The organism is Parasphingorhabdus pacifica (assembly GCF_054779195.1).
The window spans coordinates 51,838-76,975 of the sequence record NZ_BAAGYS010000012.1 but is presented as its reverse complement, the minus strand read 5'-3'; the positions used below and the strand labels follow the sequence as shown (position 1 = coordinate 76,975).

Genomic DNA, 25,138 nt, shown 5'->3' with positions numbered 1-25,138 from the left:
AGCTGACCACCCTCCTCGTAGCCGACGTAGCCCGGAGGCGCACCGAACAGCCGCGACGCGGTGTAGCGGTCGTGGAACTCACCCATGTCGATCTGCACGAGCGCGTCGTCGTCCCCGAAGAGGAACTCCGCCAACGCCTTCGACAGCTCCGTCTTCCCCACACCGGACGGACCGGCGAAGATGAACGAACCCGACGGGCGCTTCGGGTCCTTCAACCCGGCACGCGTACGACGGATCGCCTGGGACACGGCCTTGACCGCGTCCTCCTGGCCGATGATCCGCTTGTGCAGCTCGTCCTCCATGCGGAGCAGACGCGAGGTCTCCTCCTCGGTGAGCTTGAAGACCGGGATCCCCGTCCAGTTCGCCAACACCTCGGCGATCTGCTCGTCGTCGACCTCGGCGACCACATCCAGGTCACCGGCCTTCCACTGCTTCTCCCGCTCCTCCTTCTGGCCGAGGAGCTGCTTCTCCTCGTCCCGGAGTCGAGCGGCCCGCTCGAAGTCCTGCGCGTCGATCGCGGACTCCTTGTCGCGGCGCACGTCGGCGATCTTCTCGTCGAACTCGCGCAGGTCCGGCGGCGCGGTCATCCGGCGGATGCGCATCCGCGCACCGGCCTCGTCGATGAGGTCGATCGCCTTGTCCGGCAGGTACCGGTCGTTGATGTAGCGGTCGGCCAGGCTGGCCGCCGACACCAGGGCGCCGTCGGTGATCGAGACGCGGTGGTGCGCCTCGTAGCGGTCCCGCAGGCCCTTCAGGATCTCGACGCTGTGCTCGAGCGAAGGTTCGCCGACCTGGATCGGCTGGAAGCGGCGCTCCAGCGCGGGGTCCTTCTCGACGTACTTGCGGTACTCCTCCAGCGTGGTGGCACCGATGGTCTGCAGCTCACCGCGGGCCAGCATCGGCTTGAGGATGCTCGCGGCGTCTATGGCCCCCTCAGCGGCACCGGCACCGACCAGCGTGTGGATCTCGTCGATGAACAGGATGATGTCGCCGCGGGTCTTGATCTCCTTGAGCACCTTCTTGAGGCGCTCCTCGAAGTCACCGCGGTAGCGGGAGCCTGCGACCAGCGATCCCAAGTCGAGCGTGTAGAGCTGCTTGTCCTTGAGCGTCTCGGGCACCTCGCCCTTGACGACCTGCTGGGCGAGCCCCTCGACCACCGCGGTCTTGCCCACACCGGCCTCGCCGATGAGGACCGGGTTGTTCTTGGTCCGCCGGGACAGCACCTGCATGATCCGCTCGACTTCCTTTTCCCGGCCGATCACCGGGTCGAGCTTGGATTCACGGGCGCTCTGGGTCAGGTTGCGACCGAACTGGTCCAACACCAGCGACGAAGACGGCGTGCCCTCGCCCCGGCCACCGGCCTCGGCGGGCTCCTTGCCCTGGTAACCGGAGAGCAGCTGCAGCACCTGCTGGCGCACGCGGTTGAGGTCCGCACCGAGCTTGACGAGCACCTGCGCGGCCACGCCTTCACCCTCGCGGATCAGCCCGAGCAGGATGTGTTCGGTGCCGATGTAGTTGTGGCCGAGCTGCAGCGCCTCGCGCAGCGACAGCTCCAGCACCTTCTTGGCTCGTGGGGTGAAGGGGATGTGACCACTCGGAGCCTGCTGGCCCTGGCCGATGATCTCCTCGACCTGCTGGCGCACCCCTTCCAGGGCGATTCCCAGCGACTCCAGCGCCTTGGCGGCGACACCCTCACCCTCGTGGATCAATCCCAGGAGAATGTGCTCGGTGCCGATGTAGTTGTGGTTGAGCATCCTGGCTTCTTCTTGGGCCAGGACGACCACCCGCCTCGCGCGGTCGGTGAACCTCTCGAACATTCGCACTCCCTGACTGCTGCGCCGGCGGTCTGTTACCGGGACACGGCCCCTGCTTCGCCGATGCCCGCGATGGGTTCAGCACTCTTGGGAACCACTGTAGTAGCCCCGCCCCGTCGCAGTCCGTGCCCGCTGGCGGCCTGCTGTTTCTCAATCCTTACAACACCCCGGCCAACGGCTTTCTGGCCTGCGACATTCCGGCCATAACCCGATCGAGGCAGGCTGTCCGCTCAGCGCGAACATGTGCCCTGCTCCCGGCGCGTCCACTCACGGCGGGGTGGAAGATCTGTTTGCCTTACGCCTTCGCGCCTTTCCGACGGCCGCCGACCGGTACCACCATCGGAGTACCCGCCACGGGGTCCTCGATCACGCGCGCGTCCAACTCGAACACCTCGGCGAGGAGTTCCTCGGTGAGCACCTCGTGCGGGGTGCCCTCGGAAACGATCGCTCCGTCCCGCATCGCCACCAGCCGATCGGCATAGCGCGCGGCCAGATTCAAGTCATGCAGGACCATTACGACAGTACGCCCGCTCTCCTCGTGCAGGCGACCCACCAGCTCCAGCACGTCCACTTGATGGGACAGGTCGAGATAGGTGGTCGGCTCGTCGAGCAGCAGCAGATCGGTCTCCTGGGCGAGCGCCATCGACAACCACGCCCGCTGCCGCTGCCCGCCGGAGAGCTCGTCCATGGTGCGCTCGGCGAGGTCGCCGATTCCGGTCAGCTCCAAGGCCGCGGCGACCGACTGCTCGTCGTCCGACGACCACTGCCGGTACCAGGACTGGTGCGGGTGCCTGCCGCGAGCCACCAGGTCGGCCACCGAGAGCCCTTCCGGTGCCAGTGGGGACTGCGGCAGCAGCCCGAGCACCTTCGCGACCTCCTTGGTCGACATCTTGTGGATCTGCTTCCCGTCCAGCAGCACCCCGCCGTGCTTCGGTCGCATGAGACGCCCCAGCGCCCGCAGCATCGTCGACTTCCCGCAGCCGTTCGGGCCGATCACCGCGGAGATCGTGCCGGTCGCGACCTCCAGGTCGAGACCGTCGACGACCACCCGTTCGCCGTAGGCCAGGCGGAGCTCGTGGGCCCGCAGGCGAACTCGTTCGTTCCCCGCCACGTCGGCGCGTTCCGTGCTGGAAGGTGAGGCGGTGCGGGTCATGCGCGGTCCTCCCGGTACCGGTTGACGAGCAGGTAGATCAGGTAGGGGGCCCCCAGCACCGAGGTGACGATGCCGACCGGCAGTTCGAGCCCACCGAAGGCGACCCGGGCGATCAGGTCCGCGGCCACCACGAGTGCGCCGCCGAGGACCACCGAGATCAACAACGGCGGGCGCGAGGTTCTCGCCAGGCGCAACGCGATCTGCGGGGTGGCCAGTGCGACGAACACGACCGGTCCGGCAGCCGCCGTCGCCACGGAGGCCAGCACGACCGCGGCGAGCAGCAGCGCGCTGCGCGCGAGGTTCAACCGGAGGCCGAGCCCGCGCACGGTGTCCTCGTCGAACTGCAGCGCACCCAGGGCGTGCGCACCGGCGAGGGTCAACGGCACGAGCACCCCCAGCGCGATGGCCAGCGGCACGACGTGCTCCCAGCTCCGCGCGTTGAGGCTGCCCTGCAGCCACACCATGGCGCGGCCCGCGTCGTTGATGTCGCCGACCGTGAGCAGCCAGTAGGTCGCGTTACTCGCCAGCGCACTGGCGCCCACCCCCACGAGGACCAGGCGGAACGAGTCGACCCCCTTGCGGTAGGCCAGCAGGTAGACCGCGAGGCCGGTGAGCAGACCCCCGAACAGCGCCGCCACCGGCAGGCCGACCGCCTCCGTGGAGCGACCGATCGCCCCTGCGCCGCCACCGAAGACGATCAACGCGGTGGCGGCGGTCCCCGCACCCCAGGTGACGCCGAGCATGTCCGGGCTCGCCAACGGGTTCCGGGCGATCGTCTGCGTGATCGCCCCGGCCAGCCCGAGCGCGGCGCCCACCAGCATCCCGGTCAGCGAACGCGGCAACCGGAGCTCGAAGATGATGAGCCGGTCGGCGCGATCCCCGCCGCCCAGCAGCGTGCTCGCCACCTGGACCGGGCCGATGTCGTACTCACCGATTCCCACGTTGAGCACGAAGAACACGAACAGCGCCGCCAGGCCGCCCACGGACACCAGCAGCGGGCGCAGGCGGAAAATCCCGGACAGCGGCCCCAACCGCGCCGGACGACGACCGGCCACTCGCTGCTTCTCGGGGGTTTCGACCATCCCGGTCACAACCGCACCAACTTCCTGCGACGCACGAGCGCGATGAAGAACGGCGCGCCGACCATCGCCAGCATCACCCCGACCTGGATTTCGGATGGCCTGGCCACCAGCCTTCCAGCGATGTCGGCGAGCAGCACCAGGGACGATCCGAGCAGCGCGGCGAACGGCAGCAGCCAGCGGTAGTCGGCGCCGGTGAAGAAGCGGGCGACGTGTGGCACCACCAGACCCACGAAGCCGATCGGTCCGCACACCGCGACCGCGCCACCCACGAGCACCGCGATCGCCAGGATGCCGACACGCCGAGACCACTCGATGCGGTGGCCCAGTGATCGTGCGACGTCCTCCCCGAGCGCGAGCGCGTTGAGCCCGGAGGCGTTGGCCAGCCCGAGCACGAGTCCGGCGAGCACGAACGGGAGGACCTGCACGATCAACCCGGTGTCGGTGACCGCGATCGAGCCGACCTTCCAGAACCGGTAGGTCTGCAGGCTCTCCTGGTCGAGCAGCACGAGCGCCGAGGTGATGCCCTGCAGGAGGAAGCTGATCGCCGTTCCGGCGAGGGCGAGCGTCACAGGAGTCGCTCCCGCTCGCCCGATGGATCCGATGCTGAACACGGCGACGGCACCGAGCAGTGCGCCGGCGAACGAGAACCAGATGAAGCCGTAGAGGCTGGTGATGCCGAAGAAGAACACCGAGAGCACCACGGCCAGCCCGGCGCCCTGCGTGATGCCGAGGATGCCCGGATCGGCTATCGGGTTGCGCGTGTGTCCCTGCATGACCGCACCGGCCAGCCCCAGCGCTGCGCCCACGAGCACGCCGACGAGGGTGCGCGGCATCCGGAGTTCCCGGACGATCAGCGAGTTCTCGGTCCCGGCCGGTCCGGCCAATGCGCCGAACACTTCGCCGAACGGGATGCTCTTGGCACCGAGCGCCACGCTCAGCAGGCAGCTGACCAGCAACAGGCCGAGCAGGACCAGAAGCCCGCCGAGACGTCGGCCGCGGCGCGCACCGGCGCGCTGCGACTCCCCGGTTCCGCTCCCGGCGCCGGAGCGCCGCGAGTTCCCGACGGTCACGCTGCCAGTCACGTCCCACTCCCTCGTCGATCGCCTGCGTCACCGGGTCAGTGACCACGAGACGGTGACCCGCCGAGACGGTCACGACCCGATCCGACGGCATCCCGATACGGCTTAGTTAGGTTAGGCCCACCTAACCATAACCGTACAGGGTGATCTTCGACGGCCACAGCACGAAGGCGCACGGGCAACCAGGCACGTAGCGGGCCGGGCGCGTGGTGGCCCGCGCACGGACGGGCAGCAGGAGCGGCACGGCCAGCAGAAGTGGCACGGCCAGCAGGGCGCGCGGACGCCGTGGAACGATCCGGCCACCGAGCAGCGTGCGGAGTCCTCCACGGAACACCCTGGCCGGATCTTGATTCGTTCCCCGCGCGGATGGTCACCGCTTCGCAGCGGAATTCGAGGAAAGCAACCGGCACGACGCCGGAAGGACGAAAAAATCAACAGCGAAGAGGGCAGCAACCAGGGGATCTACCCCCAGTACGAGTGCACGGAACGAGTGCACGGACGAATTCGCCACCGGCACGCACCACGATCCACGCCGAATCCGCCGAGCACCGCGCTCGATCACCACCGACGATCGGCGAGTCCGCCTCGATTCACAACGCAGGGGGCGCCCGAAAGTTCGGGCGCCCCCTGCGTTGGCGTGCCGTTCTCATCAGCTCCGAGTTCGCGACCGCGCGGCACGAGCCGCTCCAACGCCGCGAACCCTCGGAATCAGTTCGCCTTGTGGTACTGCTCGACAATGTCCGCGGGGATACGGCCGCGGTCGGAGACCTTCAGTCCCCGCTTGCGGGCCCATTCCCGAATCGCCTGGTTCTGCTCGCGATCCGCGCTCGTCGAACCGCTCGCGGCCGCACGGGTCGACCCCGGCCTCGGACCCGGCTTCTTGCGCCCACCGGCGCGACGGGCACTGGAGACATAGTTCGCCAGAGCATCCCGCAACTCGGTCGCATTGTCGTTGGAAAGGTCGATCTGGTACGAGACACCATCCAGCGCGAACTCGACCGTTTCGTCGGCCTGCCCACCGTCCAGATCATCGACAAGGGTGACCGTGACCTTCTGCGCCATCTTCGAAGTCCTCCCCGGAGTTTTTCGCAATACCGGGACAGCGAGCATCTCCTGGGTTCCTTCCCCGGGGGAGTGCGCTAATAGCCGTCACCGAATCATTCTCAGGCTCAGGTTAGCGCAGCCTCTCGGTTAACGCACTCACCCCGGCGAAGAAAAATCAACAGACCCCGGATCGGGTCATTCCGGCCGGACCAGCGGGAAGAGGATCGTCTCACGGATACCGAGACCGGTCAGCGCCATCAACAACCGGTCCACGCCCATTCCGACACCACCGCTCGGTGGCATTCCGTACTCGAGTGCGCGGAGAAAGTCCTCGTCGACATGCATCGCCTCGTCGTCGCCCGAAGCACCCAACCTGGCCTGTTCCTCCAAGCGCTTCCGCTCCACGACCGGATCCACGAGTTCGGAGTAGCCGGTGGCCAGTTCGAAACCCCGGACGTAGAGGTCCCATTTCTCGGCCAAGCCCGACTCGGTGCGGTGCTGGCGGGTCAGAGGTGCGGTCTCCACCGGGAAGTCGCGCACGAACGTCGGAGCGTACAAATGGTCCCCGACCAGGTACTCCCAGAGCTCTTCGACCAGCTTTCCGTGCCCGAAGGCCGGATCCACCTTCAAACCGACGGCGTCCGCGTGACCACGCAAAGCTTCGATCGACGTTTCGGGAGTGACCTCGGAATCCAGCGCCTCGGACAGCGATCCGTACATCGTGATCGAAGCCCAAGTGCCGGACAAATCGTACTCGGTGCCATCAGCCCAGGTAACGACCTGCGAGCCGGTGATCGCCTCGGCCGCTTCCTGAATCAGTGACCTGGTCATCTCGGCCATCGCGTTGTAATCGGAGTACGCCTCGTAAAACTCGAGCATGGCGAACTCCGGAGAGTGAGACGAGTCACTCCCCTCGTTGCGGAAGTTGCGGTTGATCTCGAAGACCTTCTCGATCCCGCCGACCACGCACCGCTTGAGATACAGCTCGGGCGCGATGCGCAGGAACAGTTCCATGTCGAAGGCGTTCGAATGCGTGACGAACGGCCGGGCGGCCGCACCGCCGTGCAGCGTCTGCAACATCGGGGTTTCCACCTCGACGTAATCACGCCGTTCGAAGGAATCCCGCAGCGAACGCAGCACACTCGCGCGCGTGCGCACCGTGTCCGCCGCCTGCTTGCGCACAATCAGGTCGACGTAGCGCTGTCGAACACGAGTTTCTTCGCCGAGTTCCTTGTGCGCCACCGGAAGCGGCCGCAGCGACTTCGCCGCCATGCGCCACTCGTCGGCCATGACCGACAATTCGCCCCGGCGAGAAGTGATGACCTCACCATGAACGAATACGTGGTCACCCAGATCCACATCCGATTTCCAGGCCGTCAGGGACTGCTCTCCGACGTGGTCACGGCTCAACATCGCCTGCAGTTCCACACCATCGCCCGCGCGAAGCGTCGCGAAACAGAGTTTCCCCGTGTTCCGCAGGAACATCACCCGACCGGCAACACCGACTTCGGTGCCCGTCGCGGTATCCGGTTCCAGGTCGGGATGAGCGGCGCGCACCTCGGCGAGGGAATGGGTGATCGATACGTTGACCGGATAGGGATCGACGCCCTCGGCCAGCAGTCGCTCCCGCTTCTCCCTACGCACGCGCATCTGTTCCGGCAGGTCATCAGCGGCGTCAGTGTCGGTCACGGGATTGGAACGGTCCTGGTCAGTCACGGGTGCCAAGGGTACGTATTCGGTCGTCGGTACCCGTCACCAGGCAGGTGTTCCCACCTGCCGAAGCAACACGCGCACGGATCGTGCGGCGGATCGCCACCGGTGAGGGAGGTACGCCGTGATCGGGACCTTGAGCCGAAGCGGTGGGACCACCATCCGGATCAACCGAAGTTGCGGTCGTAGACCAGGCGCAATCCGAGGAGCGTCAGGTGCGGCACGTGGTGGGTGATCGTGTCCGATTCGCTGACGACCAGCGGTGCCAGACCTCCCGTCGCGAGCACGGTCGTCGGCCCGCCGTGGGTCACCTCCAGCTCGTCGATGATCCTGCTGACCAACCCGTCGACCTGACCGGCGAAACCGTGCACGATCCCGGATTGCAGGCATTCCACCGTGTTCTTGCCGATCACCGAACGCGGACGCACGAGTTCGACCTTGCGCAGCTGGGCCGCCCGGGAAGCCAGCGCATCCAGCGAGATCTCGATACCGGGAGCGAACGCGCCCCCGAGGAACTCACCTTTCGCCGAGATCACGTCGATGTTGGTCGAAGTGCCGAAATCGACCACCACGCAGTTCGTCGCGTGCAGGTGGTGAGCCGCCAACGTGTTGATCACCCGGTCGGCACCGACCTCTTTCGGGTTGTCGACCAGCAGCGGGACTCCCGTGCGCACGCCCGGCTCGACGACCACCGTCGGGACGTCGCTCCAGTACCGATCGAGCATGACGCGCAGTTCCCGCAACAGCGCGGGGACGGTGGAAAGCGCGGCGATGCCGGTGATTCGGCCGGCGAACTCGCCGAGCAGGCCACGGATCGTCAAGGAGAGCTCGTCGGAAGTCATCCGCGGTTCGGCGCGCATCCGGAAGTCCCGGATCAGCCCTTCCGGCCTCTCCTCTCCCTCGCCGGCAACCGCGTCGGCGTAGAGACCGAGCACGATGTTGGTGTTGCCAACGTCGATGGTGAGCAGCACCGTCGTCCCCTCATGAGTTCTTCCGGACGGTTGCCGGAACGGGCGGATGCGGAACCCCGCACGCCACGCCTCGGGCTGTTGCGCTATGCGTTGCCGGACTCGGCGGCGTTGTTCGCGGCAGCGTTGTTCTGGGCAGCCTTGTCCTGGACAGCGTTGTTCTGGGCAGGCTTGTCCTGGACAGCCTTGTTCTGGGCCGCCCCGCTGTTCAGGCCCGACCCGACGGGCGCCGCAGCCGGATCGTGCCCGTAATCGACGACCCGGTTGTCCGCGTCGACGAAGAGCACCTTCGGCTGGAACGACCTGGCCTCCAGGTCGTCCATCACGCCGTAGGCGATGAGGATGACCAAATCACCCGGTTCGATCAGATGCGCGGCGGCACCATTGATCCCGATCACCCCGGAGCCCTGCTCACCGGTGATCACATAGGTCTCCAGGCGCGCCCCGTTGGTGACGTCGACGATCGTCACCTGCTCACCTTCGAGCAGGTCCGAAGCCTCCATCAGATCGGCGTCGACCGTCACCGATCCGACGTAGTGCAGATCGGCCTGGGTGACCGTGGCGCGGTGGATCTTCGACTTCAGCATCGTGCGGAACATGACGAATCTTCTCCTTCAACATCGCCCGAGCCCGAAGGTCACCGGGCCCCAGGACGACCGGTGCGCTACCGGTCACGCTCCCGGTTCCGGGTCGGCCGGAGTGCCCAGCACCACGAGCGCGTTGTCCAACAACCGAGTGCCACCCACCGTCGCGGCGATCAGCAGGCGCGCCTCACCGTTCTCCGGCGGGGGGCCCAGCTCGATGTCCCGCAGCTCCAAGTAGTCGAGCTCGACCAGCGGCTCGCTCTCGAGCACCTCACGAGCCGCCGCCAACACCGCGTCCGCGCCGTCCGCACCCACGCGCGTGGCCGCCGCCAACGAAGCCGACAGCACGAGGGCGGCCTGCCGCTGCTCCTCGGAGAGGTAGGCGTTGCGCGACGACAGCGCCAGGCCGTCGGCGTCCCGGATGATCGGTACGCCTTGAACGGCCGTTTCCAGATTGAGCTCCCTGGCCATCCGCCGGATGAGCGCCAGCTGCTGGTAGTCCTTCTCTCCGAACAGCGCCAGATCCGGACGCACGATGTTCAACAGCTTGGCGACCACGGTGAGCATCCCCGCGAAGTGCCCCGGCCTGCTCGCCCCCTCCAACTCGTCGCCGAGCCTGCCCGGGTCGATCGTGATCTGGGGGTCCGGTCCGTACATCCGGTCCGGCGCAGGGGCGAAAACGAGCTCCACGCCCTCCGCTCGGCACGCCTCCAGATCGGCTTCGAACGGCCGAGGGTAGCGCTCCAGGTCCTCCTCCGGACCGAATTGGAGCGGGTTCACGAAGATCGAGACCACCACGATGCTGTCGTCCCGGCGCGCCCGGCGGATCAGCTCCAGGTGCCCGGAATGCAGCGCACCCATTGTCGGCACGAGCGTGACCTTGCGCCCGGTGGCGCGCAGCGTCCGGGTCACCTTGGCCAGCTCCGCGGGTTCCGAGTGCACGGTCAGCTCACCGCGCCGGAAGCCGGGCCCCGCACCCACGCTCTCGGATGTCGTCATCGCCCCTCCTCGTCGAGCACCTCGCGCACGCCGGCAGCGGCGTCGTCCCGGAGCACACCCGAACGCACCGCACGCTCCGCCGTCCGCTTCGCCAGTTCCACGTAGCCCGGCACGACCGCCGGGTCGGCGCTGTCCAGTGCCCGCAGGTGCCCGCTGACGGTGCCCGCGTCCCCCCGGGCCACCGGCCCGGTCATCGCGCGGTCGCCGTAGCGCAGCGCGTTGTCCAGCGAAGCGGACAGGATCGGGGCCATGACCTTCTCGGCGGCCTCCACCCCGGCACCGCGCAGCAGACCGGCGCACTCGTTGATCAGGGTGATCAAGTGGTTCGCCCCGTGGGTGAGGGCCGCGTGGTAGAGCCGTCGGGACTCCTCGGGAACCCGGACCGGCTCACCGCCCAACTCCAGCGCGAGAACCTCGGCGACGTTCCAAGCCGCTTCGTCCTCGGCGCGCGCGGTCACCGCGACGCAGGCGGTGGTCAGTCGTTCCAGGTCCTCGGCCCGCCCGGTGAAGGTCATCGCCGGATGCAGCGCCAACGGCAGCACCCCGGCCTCGGCAGCGGGTTCCAGAACATCGATCCCGTGAGCACCGCAGGTGTGCACCACGATTTGTCCCTTGCGCAACGACTCGGTGGCCACCAGGCCGCGCACGAGCCCGGCCAGCGCATCATCCGGTACCGCGAGCAGCACCAGATCGGCCTGTTCGGCGACCTCGTCCGGCGGAAGTATCGGCACTCCGGGCAGCAGCTCTTCCGCCCGGTTCGTCGACGCAGCGGAAACTCCGGACACGGCGGTCACGTGATGACCGGCGCGCCGCAAGGCCGCACCCAGAACCGCACCTACCCGGCCCGCCGAGACGACTCCGACGCGAAGTCGCGGACGTTCCGAGCGCGGCGGCGCATGATCGGCAGACATCGCCACTGATCCTCCCTACCGTTCCAGTCCCGTTCCCCGGGTACCAGACAGCAGCGCGAGAGTAGCCGGAGAACGGCCCGAAGGAGACATCCGGGTGGCGAGGACCACGGCAGCGACACTCGCGCCGACCATCCCATCGAGGGAAATTCCGGCGTTAGGTCCACTCCGCCGGTCGAACAGCCGGAACGAGCTCCGAGGCACCGACCGGCCGTTCGCCAACGGCCACCCCGGCCGTCGCGGGCGGGGTCAGCTCTGCGGCGGGCGCCGGACGTTCATCTGGGTCAGCTCGTCGATCCTGACCCGGGCGGTCTGGAACGCGTCCTGGGTACCCGCCGCGGAACGCCGCGCCCGTTTGAGGTCCTCGATCAGCTCCAGCCGCCGTGCCCGGCGCACCGCGCTCGTCGTGCCTTCCTCCTCCGCCCGGTGCTGGAGGAACGCCAGCTCCGTGACGGCGATCTGGTAATCGCGCACCGCCTTCGCCGCGTCACTGCCCGCCGTTGCCTTGACCTTGCGCTGCCACCCGCTGCGACCTGCCAGGCTCGCCAGCATCTCGACCTCGCTGTCCACGATCAGACCGGCGCGCCGCAGCACCGGCAGCTGCTCGACGATGATCCGCTGCTCCCGCTTGCGCTGCCAGACGATCATCCAGCCGGTTCCGATGAAGATCGGCACCATGATCAAGAAGTACATGTTGAGGAACCCGGTCCCGCCGAGCAGCGTCGAACCGTTCCACACGCCGTGCAGCACGACGGCCACCACGTAGCCCAGGACGGGCCACAGCACTCGCGGAGCCGTCGTACCGGCACGCGCGGCCAACCCGATGCCGATACCGAACATCGCGGAGAACAGCGGGTGCGAGAACGGAGCCAACAGACCACGCAGGATGAACACCGCGATCACCCCGCCGCTGACGCCGCCGAAGCCACCCTCCGCGAAGGCCTTGCCGAAGTAGAGGATGTTCTCGGTGAACGCGAAGCCGGCCGCTGTGAGCGAGGCGTACACGATGCCGTCCACCAGGCCGTTGAACTCGGAACGCCGCCACAACCACAGCGCGATCACGAAAAGCGCCTTGGCGGCCTCCTCCACCACGGGAGCCATGACCGCTCGTTCGAAGAACAGGTGATCACTCGGCCCCAGCACGGTCGCGCCGAAACCGATCACCGCGTCGTTGAGCAGCAGCGCGCATCCGGTGGCCCCACCGGCGCCCCAGAGGAACGCGCCGAGCATCAGCATCGGCGGTTCGGGTTCCCAGCGGTCGATCCAGACGGTCGCCGCGAAGACGGCGCCGACCGGCAGCAGCGCAGCGGCCGCGCCGACCACGGCGGGCAGCACGCCCACGCGGGAAGTCGCGACCCCCAGCATCATCAACCCGATCGTGCCGAGGCAGATCAACCCCGCGATCGGCCAACCAACCACGTGGTGCTTCCGGGTCTGCAGCTTGCGCGCACCGGAGAGATCGGGGGTGGCGGCCCCGCCGAGATCAGGAGTGGTCACTCGGAAACCCTAAAACGACCGGATCATGATGCGACACCGCACCGAAGCCGCTGTGAGTACTTCAACCTCGACGACGACGCCGACGCTGCGACTCGTTCGACTCCCCGTAAGCGGCCAACAGCTCGGTGACTGAGGTGCCTTCGGCGTGCGCACCCTCGACGACATGCGACGAATCCTGGCTCGCCTGCCGGTCGGCCGACTGGGCCGCCGACTGGGCCGCCGACTGGTCGGCGGGTGGTTCGGGCCAACCCTCCGTGGCCCTGCTCGGGTCGACCGCCTCGGGCTGGGGCTGCGAATCGGTACGTGTCCGTGACCCACCGGGCTTGGGCGGCCTGCTTCTGGCGGGGTCGGCAGCCGGGGCCGGGCGCCGGGACTTTCCGGATGACCCGTTGACCATCTGCACGCCGCGGACGATCGGCTGTGCTCGCGGCGATTCGGATTCGACCGGTGCGGTCGCGGGACGCTCGGCAGCAGGCCGCTGGGGCTCGACGGGATGCTGGCGGTCGGCAGCGGATGAGCGGTCGGCGGCGGATGGGCGGTCGGCAGGTTGCTCTCCGGAAACCCGCGGGAACATCTCCGTGCTCTGCTCGGCCCCGGTATCACTGACCGAGTGACCCTCGATGGTGTTCGGCCCGGTAGAGCCCGCTCTCGCGGCGGCTTCTCCGGGAACTCCCTGTCCGGCGGCAGGCGAATTCTGCGGTCGGCCCGTGTTCGGTGCCGGCTGGCCCGGCACAGCCTGGCTCGGCGCGGGCTGGCCCGCCGCAGCCTGACTCGGCGCAGGCTGGCCCGCCGCAGCCTGGCCCGCCGCAGGCTGGTTCGGCACTGCACCATTCGACGCGACCGCCGGGCCTGCCGGGAACTGTGCAGCCTGCCCGCTCACCCCGTTGCCGCCCGGGAGCTCACGCTCCCACTCCCCGACGGGACGCAATTCCGAAGAACTCGCCGTCCGCCCGCTCTGGTCCCCCAACGCACGCACCCGAGTGGATTCCGCGCGCAACGCGACCCGCTCGAACAACACATCCCCGCCGACCACCTGCTCCAAGGTTTGCCGAAGGTTGTTCAGTTCCGCTCGCAGGGACTGGATCTCGTGTGCCGAGTCCTCCGCCGCACGACGCCGGGCCTCCGCTTCCGCTTCCGCCTCGAACTCCCGGCGGGCCGCTACCTCCCGCTCCAGCTCCAACTCGTAGACGCGCTGCATCTCGGCTTCGCGGTCCGCGTCGTCGGCCACTCGATTGCGGAGCTTCGCGACAGCGAACGCGCTGATCAGCGCCGCCCACAACGCGGCAACCAGCCCCAGTTTGAGCAGGCGGGCGTCATCGCTGAGCACCAGTACCGCCGTCGCTGCGGCGGCGAGAACCGCCGCGCCGACCCACAGCGGTGTCGCGCGCCCACCCCCGCGCGCATCTTCGGAACCGTCGAGGTCGGACATGGCCCCACGGTACCGGCCCACCAGCGCGACGAACTCCACAGGCGAACTTCCCGCCACCCCGCTGCAACGGTCAGCTCAACAACGTTCCCCCAGGAGGAAGAGCACCGGCTGCACGGACGGGTTTCGCCGATTACTCGTCGTCGTACGGCTCTTCCGGCTCGTCCGGATTCCGCAAGCAATTCTCCAGCCACAGCCCGGCCCCAATCAGGGCCACGGCACTGAAGAGGCCGATCCCGGCCGAAGCGGTGTCGCTTCGCGCTGCCTCGAGCACCTCCATCCGGGGCACCAGGAACAACAGCAGCCCGATCCACACCCCGCCCATGATCGCCCCGGCCAGCGAGGAGGTCTTGGCCAACGCCACCAATCGGGCCGCCGTCAAGGACTCCAGCGGCTCGGTCCCCGCCCGTCGCTTGATCCGCGGGCGAACAACCACGGCCAACACGACATCGACCAGCGCGAGCAGCAACAACGTCGCTCCCGCCAGCATCGGCAGCGTCGGGAGAGCGCCGTAGGACACGCGGATCCCGAGGTACGCGAGAACCGCCCCCACCAACGCGACCGCGATGAGTTGCCGGGCCTGGGTCATCGTCATCTGATCTATGTGCCGTGGAGCCACAGCATCAGGATCCCACCCCGATGCCACAGCTCCGCACAGCGGGACGCGAACCGACCACGCCGGGTGGGACGCCAGGATGCGAAGCACCCGCCCGAATCGGGCGAAAGGACGGAGAATCACGCTTGAGTCTCCACCGACTGGAGGGGTGAAAGTGCATTCCGTGGACGACACCAGGCTTTACTCGATCGGGGAACTGGCCCGCCGGACAGGACTGAGCGTCAAAACCATCCGGTTCTACTCCGACAGCGGCGTGGTGCCACCCACCGACCGCACGCATTCCGGCTACCGGCTCTACGACGTGTCGGCGATCGCCAGGCTGGAACTGGTCCGCACGCTCCGCGACCTGGGAGCAGGTCTCGACGAGGTGCGATTGGTGCTGGGCGAGGAGACGACACTGCAACAGCTCGCCCGCACCCACCTCGAACTGCTCGAAGGCCGGTTGCGCACGCTGCGGGCCAGGCGAGCCGTTCTGCGCGCGGTCGTGAAACAGGACAGCACGACCGAGGAGTTGAGACTCATGCACAAGATCGCCGGAATGTCCGATGAGGAGCGCAATCGACTCGTCGACGAATTCTGGAACGAGACCACCGAAGGGCTGAACGTGAATCCCGAGTTCATCGCCTGGATGCGCTCGGCGAAACCGCAGCTGCCGGACGACCCGTCCACCGAGCAGTTGGAAGCGTGGATCGAACTCGCCGAACTCGTCGCCGACCCCGACTTCCGCGAGCGCGTGCGCACCATGAACGCCGAGCAGGCCGAACTCAGGGACAGCGGCCGGGAACCGGACACCTCTTCCGAGTCGGCGAAGGAAAGTTGGGGTCTGCTGTTCGAAGTCACCGAGGCGCGGAAGGCCGGTGCGTCCGTCGAATCGTCCCGGGAACTGATCGACCGGTTCGTGGACGCCTTCCGCAACGCCGCCGCGGAGAAGCACGAGACCGAGGCCGACGTCTACCACCAGCTGGCCGACACGTTCGAACAGCACGATCGCAGGCTGTCGCGCTACTGGGAATTGCTGGCGACCATCAACGGGTGGCCGGAACCGCAGACCCTCTCGGTCGCCGACACGGAATGGCTCGTCGCTACGCTCCGCGCCCGCGCGAGCTGAGGCTCCGTCCCCAGGTCGGGAGAACTTCCGAAACGCCCGTGTGCCGGTCCCGCCCAACGGGGTCGGCACCCCGGGTGCCTCAGTCCGAACGGGGAACCGAAAGCACGAGGTCGTCCCGACGACGGACCGCCTCGACCTCCCCGGCAGGCAGGGCTTCCAACAGAGCCGCGACGCTGCCATGACCCGGCAACGCCGCGTCCGGCTCGACCGCCAACCACGGGATCAGGACCGTCGCCCGGCTCGGCGTACCCGGATGCGGTAGGAGAAGGTCGGGGTGATCGCTGTGGACACGGTCCACGCTGACCACGTCGACGTCCAGGGTTCGCGGACCCCAGCGCTGCTCGCGCCGCCGTTCCGCTTCCCGCTCCAGCTCCTGGCCCCGGCGCAACCAACCCCACTCGTCCACGCCGTCGGCCTCGACGAGCAGCACCGCGTTGAGGAAATCGGGTTGATCGGTGACCCCCCACGGTTCCGTCTCGTAGACCGGGGAGACCGCCACCACTGAACCGACGAACCCGTCCACGGCCAACCGCAAGTACTCCAGCCGCTCACCCATGTTCGACCCCAGCGACAACACCGCGCGACTCAACACCGACTCCCCTCGCGAACCGATCGTCAGGCCGGAACCACCTGACCGCCGCGCCCACCGCGCCGCGAGCGGCGGATCGTCACCGCCACGTCGGCGAACTGCAGCGGGATCGGCGCGGACGGCTTGTGGATCGTGACTTCGGCGGCGTGCGGCCGGCCGTCGCTCATGATGTCGTCGGCGATCTCGGCAGCCACGGCCTCGATGAGATCACGCGGAGGACCAGCCACGATCTTCGCCGCTCGTTCGGCCAGCTGCCCGTAGTGCAGGGTCTGCTGGAGATCGTCCGTAGCCGCGGCATCGGCGAGGTCCGCCCACACCGTGATATCGACGAGGAACTCCTGACCGTCCCGCTTCTCCTCGTCGAAGACACCATGGTTGCCCCGCACCTTCAAGCCGGTCAGCGCGATCCGGTCAGCCAAGGTTCTCGCCTCCGCTCTGCCACGCCGCCGCCACCGCGACCGCGTCTCGTGATCGGAACACATCGTGCACGCGGACACCCCACGCGCCCCGTTCCGCCGACAGGGCCGACACCACCGCGGTGGCCGTCTCCCGGCCCTCGGGCGGACGCGAGGTGCCTTGCTCGTCGGACAGCAGCGCGCCGAGGAAACGCTTCCGCGAGGCGCCCACGAGCACCGGGAAACCCATCTCGATGAACGTGTCGAGGTGCCGCAGCAGGGTCCAGTCGTGCGCGGCGGTCTTCGCGAAGCCCAAGCCCGGATCGAGCACGATCGCGTTCTCGGCCACACCCGCGTCGAGGGCCACGTCGATCTGCTTGCGCAGCTCGTCGCGCACCTCGGTGACCACATCGGTGTAGCTGGCCAGCGAGTTCATGTTCCGGCTGTGCCCGCGCCAGTGCATCAGCACCCACGGCAGTCCGGTCTCGGCCGCGACCCGAGCCATGTCCGGGTCGGCCAGACCACCGGAAACATCGTTGATCACCACCGCGCCCGCCTCCGCCGTGGCCTCGGCGACCTTCGCCCGTGTCGTGTCGACGCTGACCGGAACACCGGCGGCGACCAGCTCGGTCACCACCGGCAGGACCCGCTCGATCTCGGTTTCGGCAGCCACCCGTTCCGACCCGGGACGAGTGGACTCACCGCCCACGTCGATGATGTCGGCACCCCGGCGGTGCATGTCGATGCCGTGCTCCACGGCCGTCCGGTGATCCAGGTAACGACCGCCATCGGAGAACGAGTTCGGCGTCACGTTGAGCACGCCCATCACCGCGCAACGGTTCGGCTTCGGCAACAGCTCGTGCATCACTTGCCTCGAATCAACGACAACGCCTCGGAACGTGAAGAGGCCGACGACCGGAAAATCCCGCGCACCGCCGAAGTGGTCGTGGTCGAACCGGCCTTGCGGACTCCGCGCATACCCATGCACAGGTGCTCCGCGTCCACCACCACGATCACACCGCGCGGCTCCAGTTGGCGCACCAACGCATCGGCGACCTGCGAGGTGAGCCGTTCCTGAACCTGCGGGCGCTTCGCGTAGAGGTCGACCAGGCGCGCCAACTTCGACAGCCCGGTCACCCGGCCCTGCGAGTTCGGGATGTATCCGATGTGCGCGCTTCCGTGGAAGGGCAGCAGGTGGTGCTCGCAGTTGTGCGTCAGGTGCCCGTCCACCAGGAAGGTCGGGTGCGGCTCGCACTTGTAGCTGAACACCGTGGTGCCCGTGGTCTCGACCGGGCGGACGGCCTCGACCCGAACCCACTCCGACTCCACCAGGTCGGTGCGGTGCGACTCCTTCGGAAAACCGTGCTTGAGCACCCATTCGTCGACCTGGGACAACCCCGCCGCGGGATCGCCGCTCGCTTCGAGCGGCGCGCCGAGCGCACGCACGATCTCTTCGAGGAACTCCGAGTCGCCGGAATCGACGGCCGGTTCACGTCCCTGCTGGGAGCGGTACCCGTCGGTGTCGACGCAGCCGTCGACGTAGCCGGCGAACGTGCTCTCCCCGGTCAGCACCACTCGGGGAAAGCGCCACTCGCCCTGCGGCGATACGAGGTGCTGGCGGACCAGGTCCGCCATGTAGGAGGAATGGACCCGGCCCCGGAATCCACCGTGCACCGTGGTCGGTTCGGTGGCGGGCACGTCGAGGGGTTCGACCTCCGCGACGACTCCGAAAGCGGACTCGGCCGAGTAGGCGAACCGCTTCACCGGATCGCGGTCGGTGGAGGTCAGCGACACCGTTTCAGCGGTGACCGCGCCCCCTCGGGACAGCGCGCCGAGCACGTAGCCGAAGTCGTAGCCGGTCTCGGGCCTCGGGCGCGGGCGGCCGAGCTTCTCCGGCGAGGTCCACTCGACGTGATCGCCCTCGACGTCCTTGGCTTCCCGCCAGCCCTGCGGCGTGGCCAGCGGATGATCGGCGGTCACCCGGAACGAACCTTCCGCGGTGACCACCTCGACCAACTCGGTCGATTCGTGCGTACTGACCTCGACGACCTCGGTATCCTCCACCCGCCCTTCGGCCAGCGTCCAGAACCGGTCCCCGACCGACACCTCGCGGGCGGCCTTGGCGCCACCGACGGTTTCGACGGCTTGGTCGCCCGGAACACACTGCGAATACATCGGGATGTCGCGAACCAGCACCAGCTCTTCGTGAGCCTCGTCGAAGGTCTTGTCCAAGACCTCGTCCGGGTCGGTGTAGAGCCCGGCGAACAGCTCCCGGTACGAGCGCGCTACGCGGGCCGGGGTATCGCGCAGACCGTCCCGCTCCGGGTCCTCGCCCGCGGCGAGGAGCAGTTCCCGAATCGCCGCTTCGGCGCGCTCCTGGTCGAACTTGGGAATTTCGAATGGCGCGTGGTCGATCCGGGCGTCATCGTCTCCCGGATCGATCGGCCCGTCGGCCGTACTGATCACTTGTGATTCCTCCACCGGCCGGGGCCGTGACAAGCCCGATTCGGGCTTGCCACGGCGTTTGCACCGGACTCAGCGGTGCCGCGCGGGGCGACACCTGGTCGCTCAGCGGGACGCGTTGCCGTTGCCGTTGTCCTCGCCCGAACCCGGCTGCTGCCGCTCGGTGGCATCCCGCTGGGGGTCTTCGGCCTGCTGCTCGCCGTCGGGGCGTGCCTGCTGACCGGAGGTTCCGTTCTGCTGGGGTGCCTGAACGTCCTGACCCACCTGCTGCTGGGGCTGCTGTCCCCGCTCCCAGGAGGGCACCCAGTTGTGGCCCCCCGCAGGCTGCACACCGCTCGTGGTGGCCGGAGTCCACCCGGGCGGGGCACCGTAGTTCGGCGGCACCGCCTGGGGCTGGTCGGACTGGGACTGCCCCTGCGGCTGCTGGGGGTGCTGGCCCTGCGGGTACTGGCCCTGCGGGTACTGACCCTGCGGGTACTGACCCTGCTGGGGGTACTGGCCCTGATCCTGCGGGTAATGACCCTGCGGGTACTGGCCCTGCTGCGGGTACTGGCCCTGCTGCGGATATTGGCCCTGACCGTACGGTGCGCCCGCATACGGCACGGATCCGTTCGGCGCCGGACCGGACACCGCACCCACCGGCGACGGTGTGGGCTCCTCGGCAACCGGCGGCCAAGGTTCACCACGTTCCTTCGCCAGCTCGCCCGGGGTCTTGATCGGCGGCTTGTCCGAAGGCGTACGCCCGCTGAAGTCGTTGAAGGCCGTGATGCGCGGCCGCTTCTCGACCGGCTCGAAGATCCGCTCCAGGTCCTTGCGGACCAGCGTCTCCTTCTCGATGACCTCCATGACGAGGTTGTCGAGCACATCGCGGTAGGTGTTGAGGATCTCCCACGCTTCGGTGTGCGCGGCCTCGATCAGCTTGCGGACCTCTTCGTCGATCTCGTGGGCCACTTCGAGCGAGTAGTTCGCCTGCTGGCCCGCGGACCGGCCGAGGAAGGGGTCGCCCTCTTCCTTGCCGTACTTGACCGCACCCAACCGGGCCGTCATCCCGTACTCGGTGACCATCGCACGAGCGATCTTCGTCGCCTGTTCGATGTCGCTGGAGGCACCGGTGGTCGGCTCGTGGAAGACGAGTTCCTCGGCCGATCGGCCGCCCAGCGCGAAGACCAGCCGTCCGATCATCTCGGACCGGGTCATCATGTCCTTGTCATCCTCGGGGACGACAAGTGCGTGTCCACCGGTCTTCCCCCGCGGCAGGATCGTGAGCTTGTAGACCGGCTCCAGGTCGGGCATCGCCCACGCGGCGAGGGCGTGTCCGCCCTCGTGGTAGGCGGTGATCTTCTTGTCCCGCTCCGAAATGATCTTGCTCTTGCGCCGGGGACCACCGATCACCCGGTCGACCGCCTCTTCCAACGCGGCTCCGGTGATCTGCTGCGCACCCTCGCGGGCGGTCAGCAGCGCAGACTCGTTGATCACGTTCTCCAGGTCGGCACCCGAGAAACCGACGGTGCGCTTGGCCAACCCGTCCATGTCCGCGTTCGGCGCCAACGGCTTGCCCTTGGCGTGCACGTTGAGGATGGCACGACGTCCCCGCAGGTCCGGGGCCGCGACCGGGATCTGCCGGTCGAACCGGCCCGGACGCAACAACGCCGGATCGAGGATGTCCGGCCGGTTCGTCGCCGCGATGAGAATGATCCCCCCGCGCGAATCGAAACCGTCCATCTCGACGAGCAGCTGGTTGAGGGTCTGCTCCCGCTCGTCGTGGCCACCGCCGAGACCGGCGCCGCGCTGACGACCGACCGCGTCGATCTCGTCGACGAACACGATGCACGGCGCGTTCTGCTTCGCCTGTTCGAACAGGTCGCGGACTCGTGACGCACCGACACCGACGAACATCTCGACGAAGTCCGAACCGGAGATCGAGTAGAACGGCACGCCCGCCTCACCGGCGACGGCACGCGCGAGCAGCGTCTTACCGGTGCCCGGCGGACCGTAGAGCAGCACGCCCTTCGGGATCTTGGCGCCGAGCGCCTGGTACCGACCCGGGTTCTGCAGGAAGTCCTTGATCTCGTGGAGTTCCTCGACAGCCTCGTCGGCACCCGCGACGTCGCCGAACACCGTCTGGGGCATGTCCTTGGTGAGCTGTTTGGCCTTGGACTTACCGAAGTTGAGGACCTTGTTGCCACCGCCCTGGACGTTGTTCATCGTCCACATCAGCAGCAGCACGATCAGGCCGATGGGGATGAGGTAGAACAACATCTGCATCCAGAACGAATCCTGGGTGACCTTGGTGTTCCAGCTCGAAATGTCGGAGTCGCGGATCTCCGTGACCACCGCATTAGTTGCGCCGGCCGGGTACTGCGCGATCAGCCGGTCGTTACCGGCGAAGGTCTGCCCTTCCTTGAGGGACAGACGGACCCGTTGCTCCTTGTCCTCGATGGTCGCCTCCGCGACCTTGCCCTCGTTGATCAGCGAGAGCGCCTCCGAAGTCGAGACCTCGTGGTAGGCACGAGTCTCGTCGAAGAGCTCGCTGAAGGCAAAGATCAGCAGAAACGCCGTCAAGATCCATAGCAGCGGGTTGCGGAGAAGGCGCTTACGGTCCATTCACTTCCGGCCGGCGGGCGGCCTCGACCCTCCCTGACTGTCATTTCGGGCGACGGCACAACTCAACATCGCCGTCAACCCCCTCAGACCAGCGTACCGGCCGACGCGAGCGCACGACCACGCCGAGCATTACGCAGTTTGCCGAGCTTACCCCCGCGCGGGCCCCACGTGGTTACGGAGGGCCCGGCACCAGGCACGGAACGATCACGCACCCGACGTGTACACCTTCGGATCCAGCGTTCCGATGTAGGGCAGGTCACGATAGCGCTCGGCGAAGTCCAGACCGTACCCCACGACGAACTCGTTCGGGATGTCGAAACCGACGTATTTGACCGGCACGTCGACCTGGACGGCATCCGGCTTGCGCAACAGGGTGCAGACCTCGAGCGAGGCCGGGTTGCGTGACGCCAGGTTCTTCAGCAACCACGTCAGCGTCAGCCCCGAGTCGATGATGTCCTCGACGATGAGCACGTGCCGGTCCGCGATGTCCCTGTCGAGATCCTTCAGGATCCGCACGACACCGGAGGACGACGTGGTCGAGCCGTACGAACTGACGGCCATGAACTCCAACTGAGCGGGCTGGTTCACGGCCCTGGCGAAGTCGGTCATGAACATGACCGCGCCCTTGAGCACCCCGACCAGCAGCAGATCGCCCCCTCGCGTGTGCCGGTAATCCTCGTCGACCTTTTTGGTCAACTCGCTGATCTTTTCGCTGATCTGCTGCTCGGTGATGAGCACAGAGGCAATGTCGCCGTCGTACACGGCCCGGCTTCCCCTCTCCCGCGTTGGGCTGACGTTCACCCGGCGATCACCCGGTCGGCGGATGGACGTCCACCACTTTCCACCTGAAGCGTGCCATGTGTCCGACGGAGCACAAAGTTGCCCGGCAGCCGATGACCGCCCTGACCCCTCCACTTCGCGACCAACGCGTCCGCCGAACGCAGGTGCGCATCACTGACTTCCGGCACGTGCCGGTCCAGCAGCCAACCGCGCAACACCCGTCGCCGCACCGCCGCCGGCTCGGCCGCTAGCGCGACCGCGTCCAGCCCGGCAGTGGATTCGACCTGGTCACGCACCCTGGCGGCCATGCCGTCCAGTGCGTCGAGGTCGTCCTGCAGCTGGGCGGCGGTGCGCCCCAGAGCCTTCCCTACTCCTCCCTGGAGCACCTCCTCCAGCAGGGGCAGCACTTCTGTGCGCAACCGCACTCTGGTGAATCGCGGCTCACTGTTGTGCGGATCCTGCCACGGCACCGTGCTCAACGCCGCGCACGCGGCCACCGTCGTGCTCCGGGGCAGCCCGAGGAACGGCCGGGCCCACGGAGCGTCCAACGGCCGCATCCCCGCCAGCGAGCGCGTACCGGAACCACGCCCCAACCCCAGCAGAACGGTTTCCGCCTGGTCGTCGAGGGTGTGCCCCAGCAGGAGAAGGCCGCCTTCCGGCCGTGCCTCGGCCAGCGCCTCGTACCGCGCGCGACGCGCCGCCGCCTCCGGTCCACCCGGCCCGTCGACGCGCACCCGCAACACCCGCGCCGATACGCAGCCGAAACCGCTCAGCTGCTCGGCAGCTCGCCGCGCCACCTCGGCCGAACCGGCCTGCAAGCCGTGGTCGACGACCAGGCCGTGCACCGGCTGATGTGCGACGCGGGCGGCGGCTGCCGCGAGGGCGAGCGAATCCGCTCCGCCCGAGCACGCCACGGCCAGCGGCGCACCCGCGAACGGGGCAGCCTCGGGAGAGTCGAGCAGCGTGCGCACCGCGTTTCGCGTGGCGCTGACGGCGGGGGAAGGTGGCACGCCGCCATTGTTCTCCGGTTCACCGGCACCCGCGCATGCCCCTCCGGTGCCCGGCCACCCACGGCCGGTCCCCTGAACCACGCCGAGTCGAGCGCACCGGTGGCGGGTGCTCGACCGAGCGGTCGTCTCAGCCGTGGACCCGGCGGATCCATTCCGCGGGGGCGGAGATCTCGGCCCGGGACGGCAGGTGCTCCGGCGACGTCCACACCGCGTTGAATCCGTCCATACCGACGGTGTCGACCACGTGCCGGGTGAACGCGGCGCCCTGCGCGTACTGCTTGATCTTCGCGTCGACCCCGAGCAGGCTTCGCAGCGCGCGATCCAGCAGTCCACCACCGTTGCGGCGGTCGGTGAAGCGCCGCCGGATCGTGGCCACGCTGGGAACGACCCGCGGCCCGACCGCGTCCATCACGTGGTCGGCGTGGCCTTCGAGCAAGGTCGAGAGCGCGATGATCCGGTCGAACGCGGCCCGCTGCTCCGGGGACTGCAGCAGCTCCACGACGCCGAGAACGCCGGGGCTGGAGTCGCGGTCCGCACGCCCGGCACGGACTTCGCGCAGGATCTCCGGCAACCGGGTCAGCAGATCGCTGCCCGAAGTCTCCACCTCGGCCAGCAAGGCGCCGAGGCTGGCCGCGAAGTGATCGCGCAGCCACGGGACCGCGTTGAACTGCAGTCGGTGGGTCGACTCGTGCAGGCAGACCCACATCCGGAAGTCCTCGGCGGGCACCTCCAGCGCCCGCTCGGCAGCGACGATGTTCGGCGCGACCAGCAGCAACCGGCCCGACTCCTCGGCGGTGGCCAGCGGCGAGAACGGGTCGTACTGCCCGAGCACCTTGCCGCCGAGGTAGGCCAGCACCATACCGGCCTGCACACCCGTCCCCCTCGAACCGAGGGCGCCGAGCAACGAAGCACCGTCGTCGGCGGAGTCTCGGGTCATCGACAGGGCCGTGTCGGTGAGCTTCGCCAGACCACCGGCCGCGCCCCGGACCCAGGCGGGCCGGTCGACCACATCGCCTTCCAACACGGGGAGTTCCCGCCCGAGACCCGTCAGATCCCGCACGTGGGTCTCCGCCCGAGCGCTGAATCCACGCAGGTCCCGAACAGCCCGTTCGGCGTCCGACCGGCTGATTTCCGGCCCCGACTTCATCAATCTGGTGGCTGTGCTGACCGCGACATCCCAATCGAGTGCCCGGCGATCCACCGCACCGGTATCGGGGTCGCCTGGCTGTGGTTGCAGGGTGGATGCCCGAGCGTTCACAGCATCGACCGTACCCCGCTCCGGCACACCGGCGACACTTCAGCGCGCCGG

23 protein-coding genes are annotated in these 25,138 nt (G+C 68.2%); 1 reads left to right on the top strand and 22 read right to left on the bottom strand.

Going from position 1 to position 25,138, the window contains the following annotated elements; all coding sequences use genetic code 11:
• The 14 genes from ACYVAN_RS19585 to ACYVAN_RS19520 all read right to left on the bottom strand — a co-directional run.
• Positions 1-1,817, bottom strand: a 1,817-nt coding sequence (locus tag ACYVAN_RS19585; protein WP_460961708.1) for an ATP-dependent Clp protease ATP-binding subunit, incomplete at its 3' end; no start/stop codon positions are given.
• Between the two features lie 292 nt (positions 1,818-2,109).
• Positions 2,110-2,967: an ABC transporter ATP-binding protein gene (locus ACYVAN_RS19580; RefSeq protein WP_460961706.1), complete on the bottom strand. Its 858-nt coding sequence runs from the start codon at positions 2,965-2,967 to the stop codon at positions 2,110-2,112.
• Entirely contained in the window at positions 2,964-4,049 is a 1,086-nt protein-coding gene (locus ACYVAN_RS19575) for a FecCD family ABC transporter permease (protein WP_460961712.1), read from the bottom strand. The genes ACYVAN_RS19580 and ACYVAN_RS19575 overlap by 4 nt, the downstream gene beginning before the upstream one ends.
• 5 nt (positions 4,050-4,054) lie before the next feature.
• The gene (locus tag ACYVAN_RS19570; protein ID WP_460961704.1) at positions 4,055-5,131 is read right to left on the bottom strand and encodes a FecCD family ABC transporter permease; all 1,077 of its coding nucleotides are present in this window, start codon (positions 5,129-5,131) and stop codon (positions 4,055-4,057) included.
• Between the two features lie 121 nt (positions 5,132-5,252).
• Positions 5,253-5,462: a hypothetical protein gene (locus ACYVAN_RS19565; RefSeq protein WP_460961702.1), complete on the bottom strand. Its 210-nt coding sequence runs from the start codon at positions 5,460-5,462 to the stop codon at positions 5,253-5,255.
• Positions 5,463-5,836: 374 nt separating this feature from the next.
• The gene (locus ACYVAN_RS19560) at positions 5,837-6,190 is read right to left on the bottom strand and encodes a histone-like nucleoid-structuring protein Lsr2 (RefSeq protein ID WP_460961700.1); all 354 of its coding nucleotides are present in this window, start codon (positions 6,188-6,190) and stop codon (positions 5,837-5,839) included.
• 177 nt (positions 6,191-6,367) lie between these two features.
• The gene (lysS, locus tag ACYVAN_RS19555) at positions 6,368-7,888 is read right to left on the bottom strand and encodes a lysine--tRNA ligase (RefSeq protein WP_460961698.1); all 1,521 of its coding nucleotides are present in this window, start codon (positions 7,886-7,888) and stop codon (positions 6,368-6,370) included.
• Between the two features lie 161 nt (positions 7,889-8,049).
• Positions 8,050-8,853 (bottom strand): type III pantothenate kinase, encoded by an 804-nt coding sequence (locus ACYVAN_RS19550; RefSeq protein WP_460961696.1) that lies wholly within the window; start codon positions 8,851-8,853, stop codon positions 8,050-8,052.
• An 83-nt stretch (positions 8,854-8,936) separates the two neighbouring features.
• On the bottom strand, positions 8,937-9,449 hold the full coding sequence (panD, locus tag ACYVAN_RS19545; protein ID WP_460961694.1) for an aspartate 1-decarboxylase: 513 nt from the start codon (positions 9,447-9,449) through the stop codon (positions 8,937-8,939).
• Positions 9,450-9,521: 72 nt separating this feature from the next.
• Positions 9,522-10,433, bottom strand: coding sequence for a pantoate--beta-alanine ligase (panC, locus tag ACYVAN_RS19540; RefSeq protein WP_460961692.1), 912 nt, complete (start codon positions 10,431-10,433; stop codon positions 9,522-9,524).
• Positions 10,430-11,344 carry a Rossmann-like and DUF2520 domain-containing protein gene (locus ACYVAN_RS19535; RefSeq protein WP_460961690.1) on the bottom strand — a complete coding sequence of 305 codons (915 nt, stop codon included), beginning with the start codon at positions 11,342-11,344 and terminating at the stop codon, positions 10,430-10,432. Before ACYVAN_RS19535 ends, panC begins: the two co-directional genes overlap by 4 nt.
• A 246-nt stretch (positions 11,345-11,590) precedes the next feature.
• Complete coding sequence (locus ACYVAN_RS19530; RefSeq protein ID WP_460961688.1) at positions 11,591-12,838, bottom strand: PrsW family intramembrane metalloprotease; 1,248 nt, start codon at positions 12,836-12,838, stop codon at positions 11,591-11,593.
• Positions 12,839-12,899: 61 nt separating this feature from the next.
• Positions 12,900-14,267 carry a DUF6779 domain-containing protein gene (locus ACYVAN_RS19525; RefSeq protein ID WP_460961686.1) on the bottom strand — a complete coding sequence of 456 codons (1,368 nt, stop codon included), beginning with the start codon at positions 14,265-14,267 and terminating at the stop codon, positions 12,900-12,902.
• A 130-nt stretch (positions 14,268-14,397) separates the two neighbouring features.
• Positions 14,398-14,859, bottom strand: coding sequence for a DUF3180 domain-containing protein (locus ACYVAN_RS19520; RefSeq protein ID WP_460961684.1), 462 nt, complete (start codon positions 14,857-14,859; stop codon positions 14,398-14,400).
• Between the two features lie 169 nt (positions 14,860-15,028).
• Here ACYVAN_RS19520 and ACYVAN_RS19515 point away from each other — a divergent pair, with 169 nt between their 5' ends.
• The gene (locus tag ACYVAN_RS19515; RefSeq protein ID WP_460961682.1) at positions 15,029-15,988 is read left to right on the top strand and encodes a helix-turn-helix domain-containing protein; all 960 of its coding nucleotides are present in this window, start codon (positions 15,029-15,031) and stop codon (positions 15,986-15,988) included.
• A gap of 79 nt (positions 15,989-16,067) precedes the next feature.
• On the opposite strand, the gene folK is transcribed toward ACYVAN_RS19515, so the two are convergent.
• The 8 genes from folK to ACYVAN_RS19475 form a co-directional block, all read right to left on the bottom strand.
• Positions 16,068-16,577, bottom strand: a complete 510-nt coding sequence (folK, locus tag ACYVAN_RS19510) for a 2-amino-4-hydroxy-6-hydroxymethyldihydropteridine diphosphokinase (protein WP_460961680.1) — start codon at positions 16,575-16,577, stop codon at positions 16,068-16,070.
• 26 nt (positions 16,578-16,603) lie between these two features.
• On the bottom strand, positions 16,604-16,996 hold the full coding sequence (folB, locus tag ACYVAN_RS19505; RefSeq protein ID WP_460961678.1) for a dihydroneopterin aldolase: 393 nt from the start codon (positions 16,994-16,996) through the stop codon (positions 16,604-16,606).
• Positions 16,989-17,837 carry a dihydropteroate synthase gene (gene folP / locus ACYVAN_RS19500; RefSeq protein ID WP_460961676.1) on the bottom strand — a complete coding sequence of 283 codons (849 nt, stop codon included), beginning with the start codon at positions 17,835-17,837 and terminating at the stop codon, positions 16,989-16,991. The genes folB and folP overlap by 8 nt, the downstream gene beginning before the upstream one ends.
• Positions 17,837-19,438 (bottom strand): GTP cyclohydrolase I FolE, encoded by a 1,602-nt coding sequence (folE, locus tag ACYVAN_RS19495; RefSeq protein WP_460961674.1) that lies wholly within the window; start codon positions 19,436-19,438, stop codon positions 17,837-17,839. Before folE ends, folP begins: the two co-directional genes overlap by 1 nt.
• A 102-nt stretch (positions 19,439-19,540) precedes the next feature.
• The gene (gene ftsH / locus ACYVAN_RS19490) at positions 19,541-22,039 is read right to left on the bottom strand and encodes an ATP-dependent zinc metalloprotease FtsH (protein ID WP_460961672.1); all 2,499 of its coding nucleotides are present in this window, start codon (positions 22,037-22,039) and stop codon (positions 19,541-19,543) included.
• A gap of 204 nt (positions 22,040-22,243) precedes the next feature.
• Complete coding sequence (gene hpt, locus ACYVAN_RS19485; protein WP_460961670.1) at positions 22,244-22,840, bottom strand: hypoxanthine phosphoribosyltransferase; 597 nt, start codon at positions 22,838-22,840, stop codon at positions 22,244-22,246.
• Positions 22,837-23,829, bottom strand: coding sequence for a tRNA lysidine(34) synthetase TilS (tilS, locus tag ACYVAN_RS19480; protein ID WP_460961668.1), 993 nt, complete (start codon positions 23,827-23,829; stop codon positions 22,837-22,839). Before tilS ends, hpt begins: the two co-directional genes overlap by 4 nt.
• Before the next feature lie 127 nt (positions 23,830-23,956).
• Complete coding sequence (locus ACYVAN_RS19475; RefSeq protein ID WP_460961666.1) at positions 23,957-25,087, bottom strand: zinc-dependent metalloprotease; 1,131 nt, start codon at positions 25,085-25,087, stop codon at positions 23,957-23,959.
• Positions 25,088-25,138: the final 51 nt, after the last annotated feature.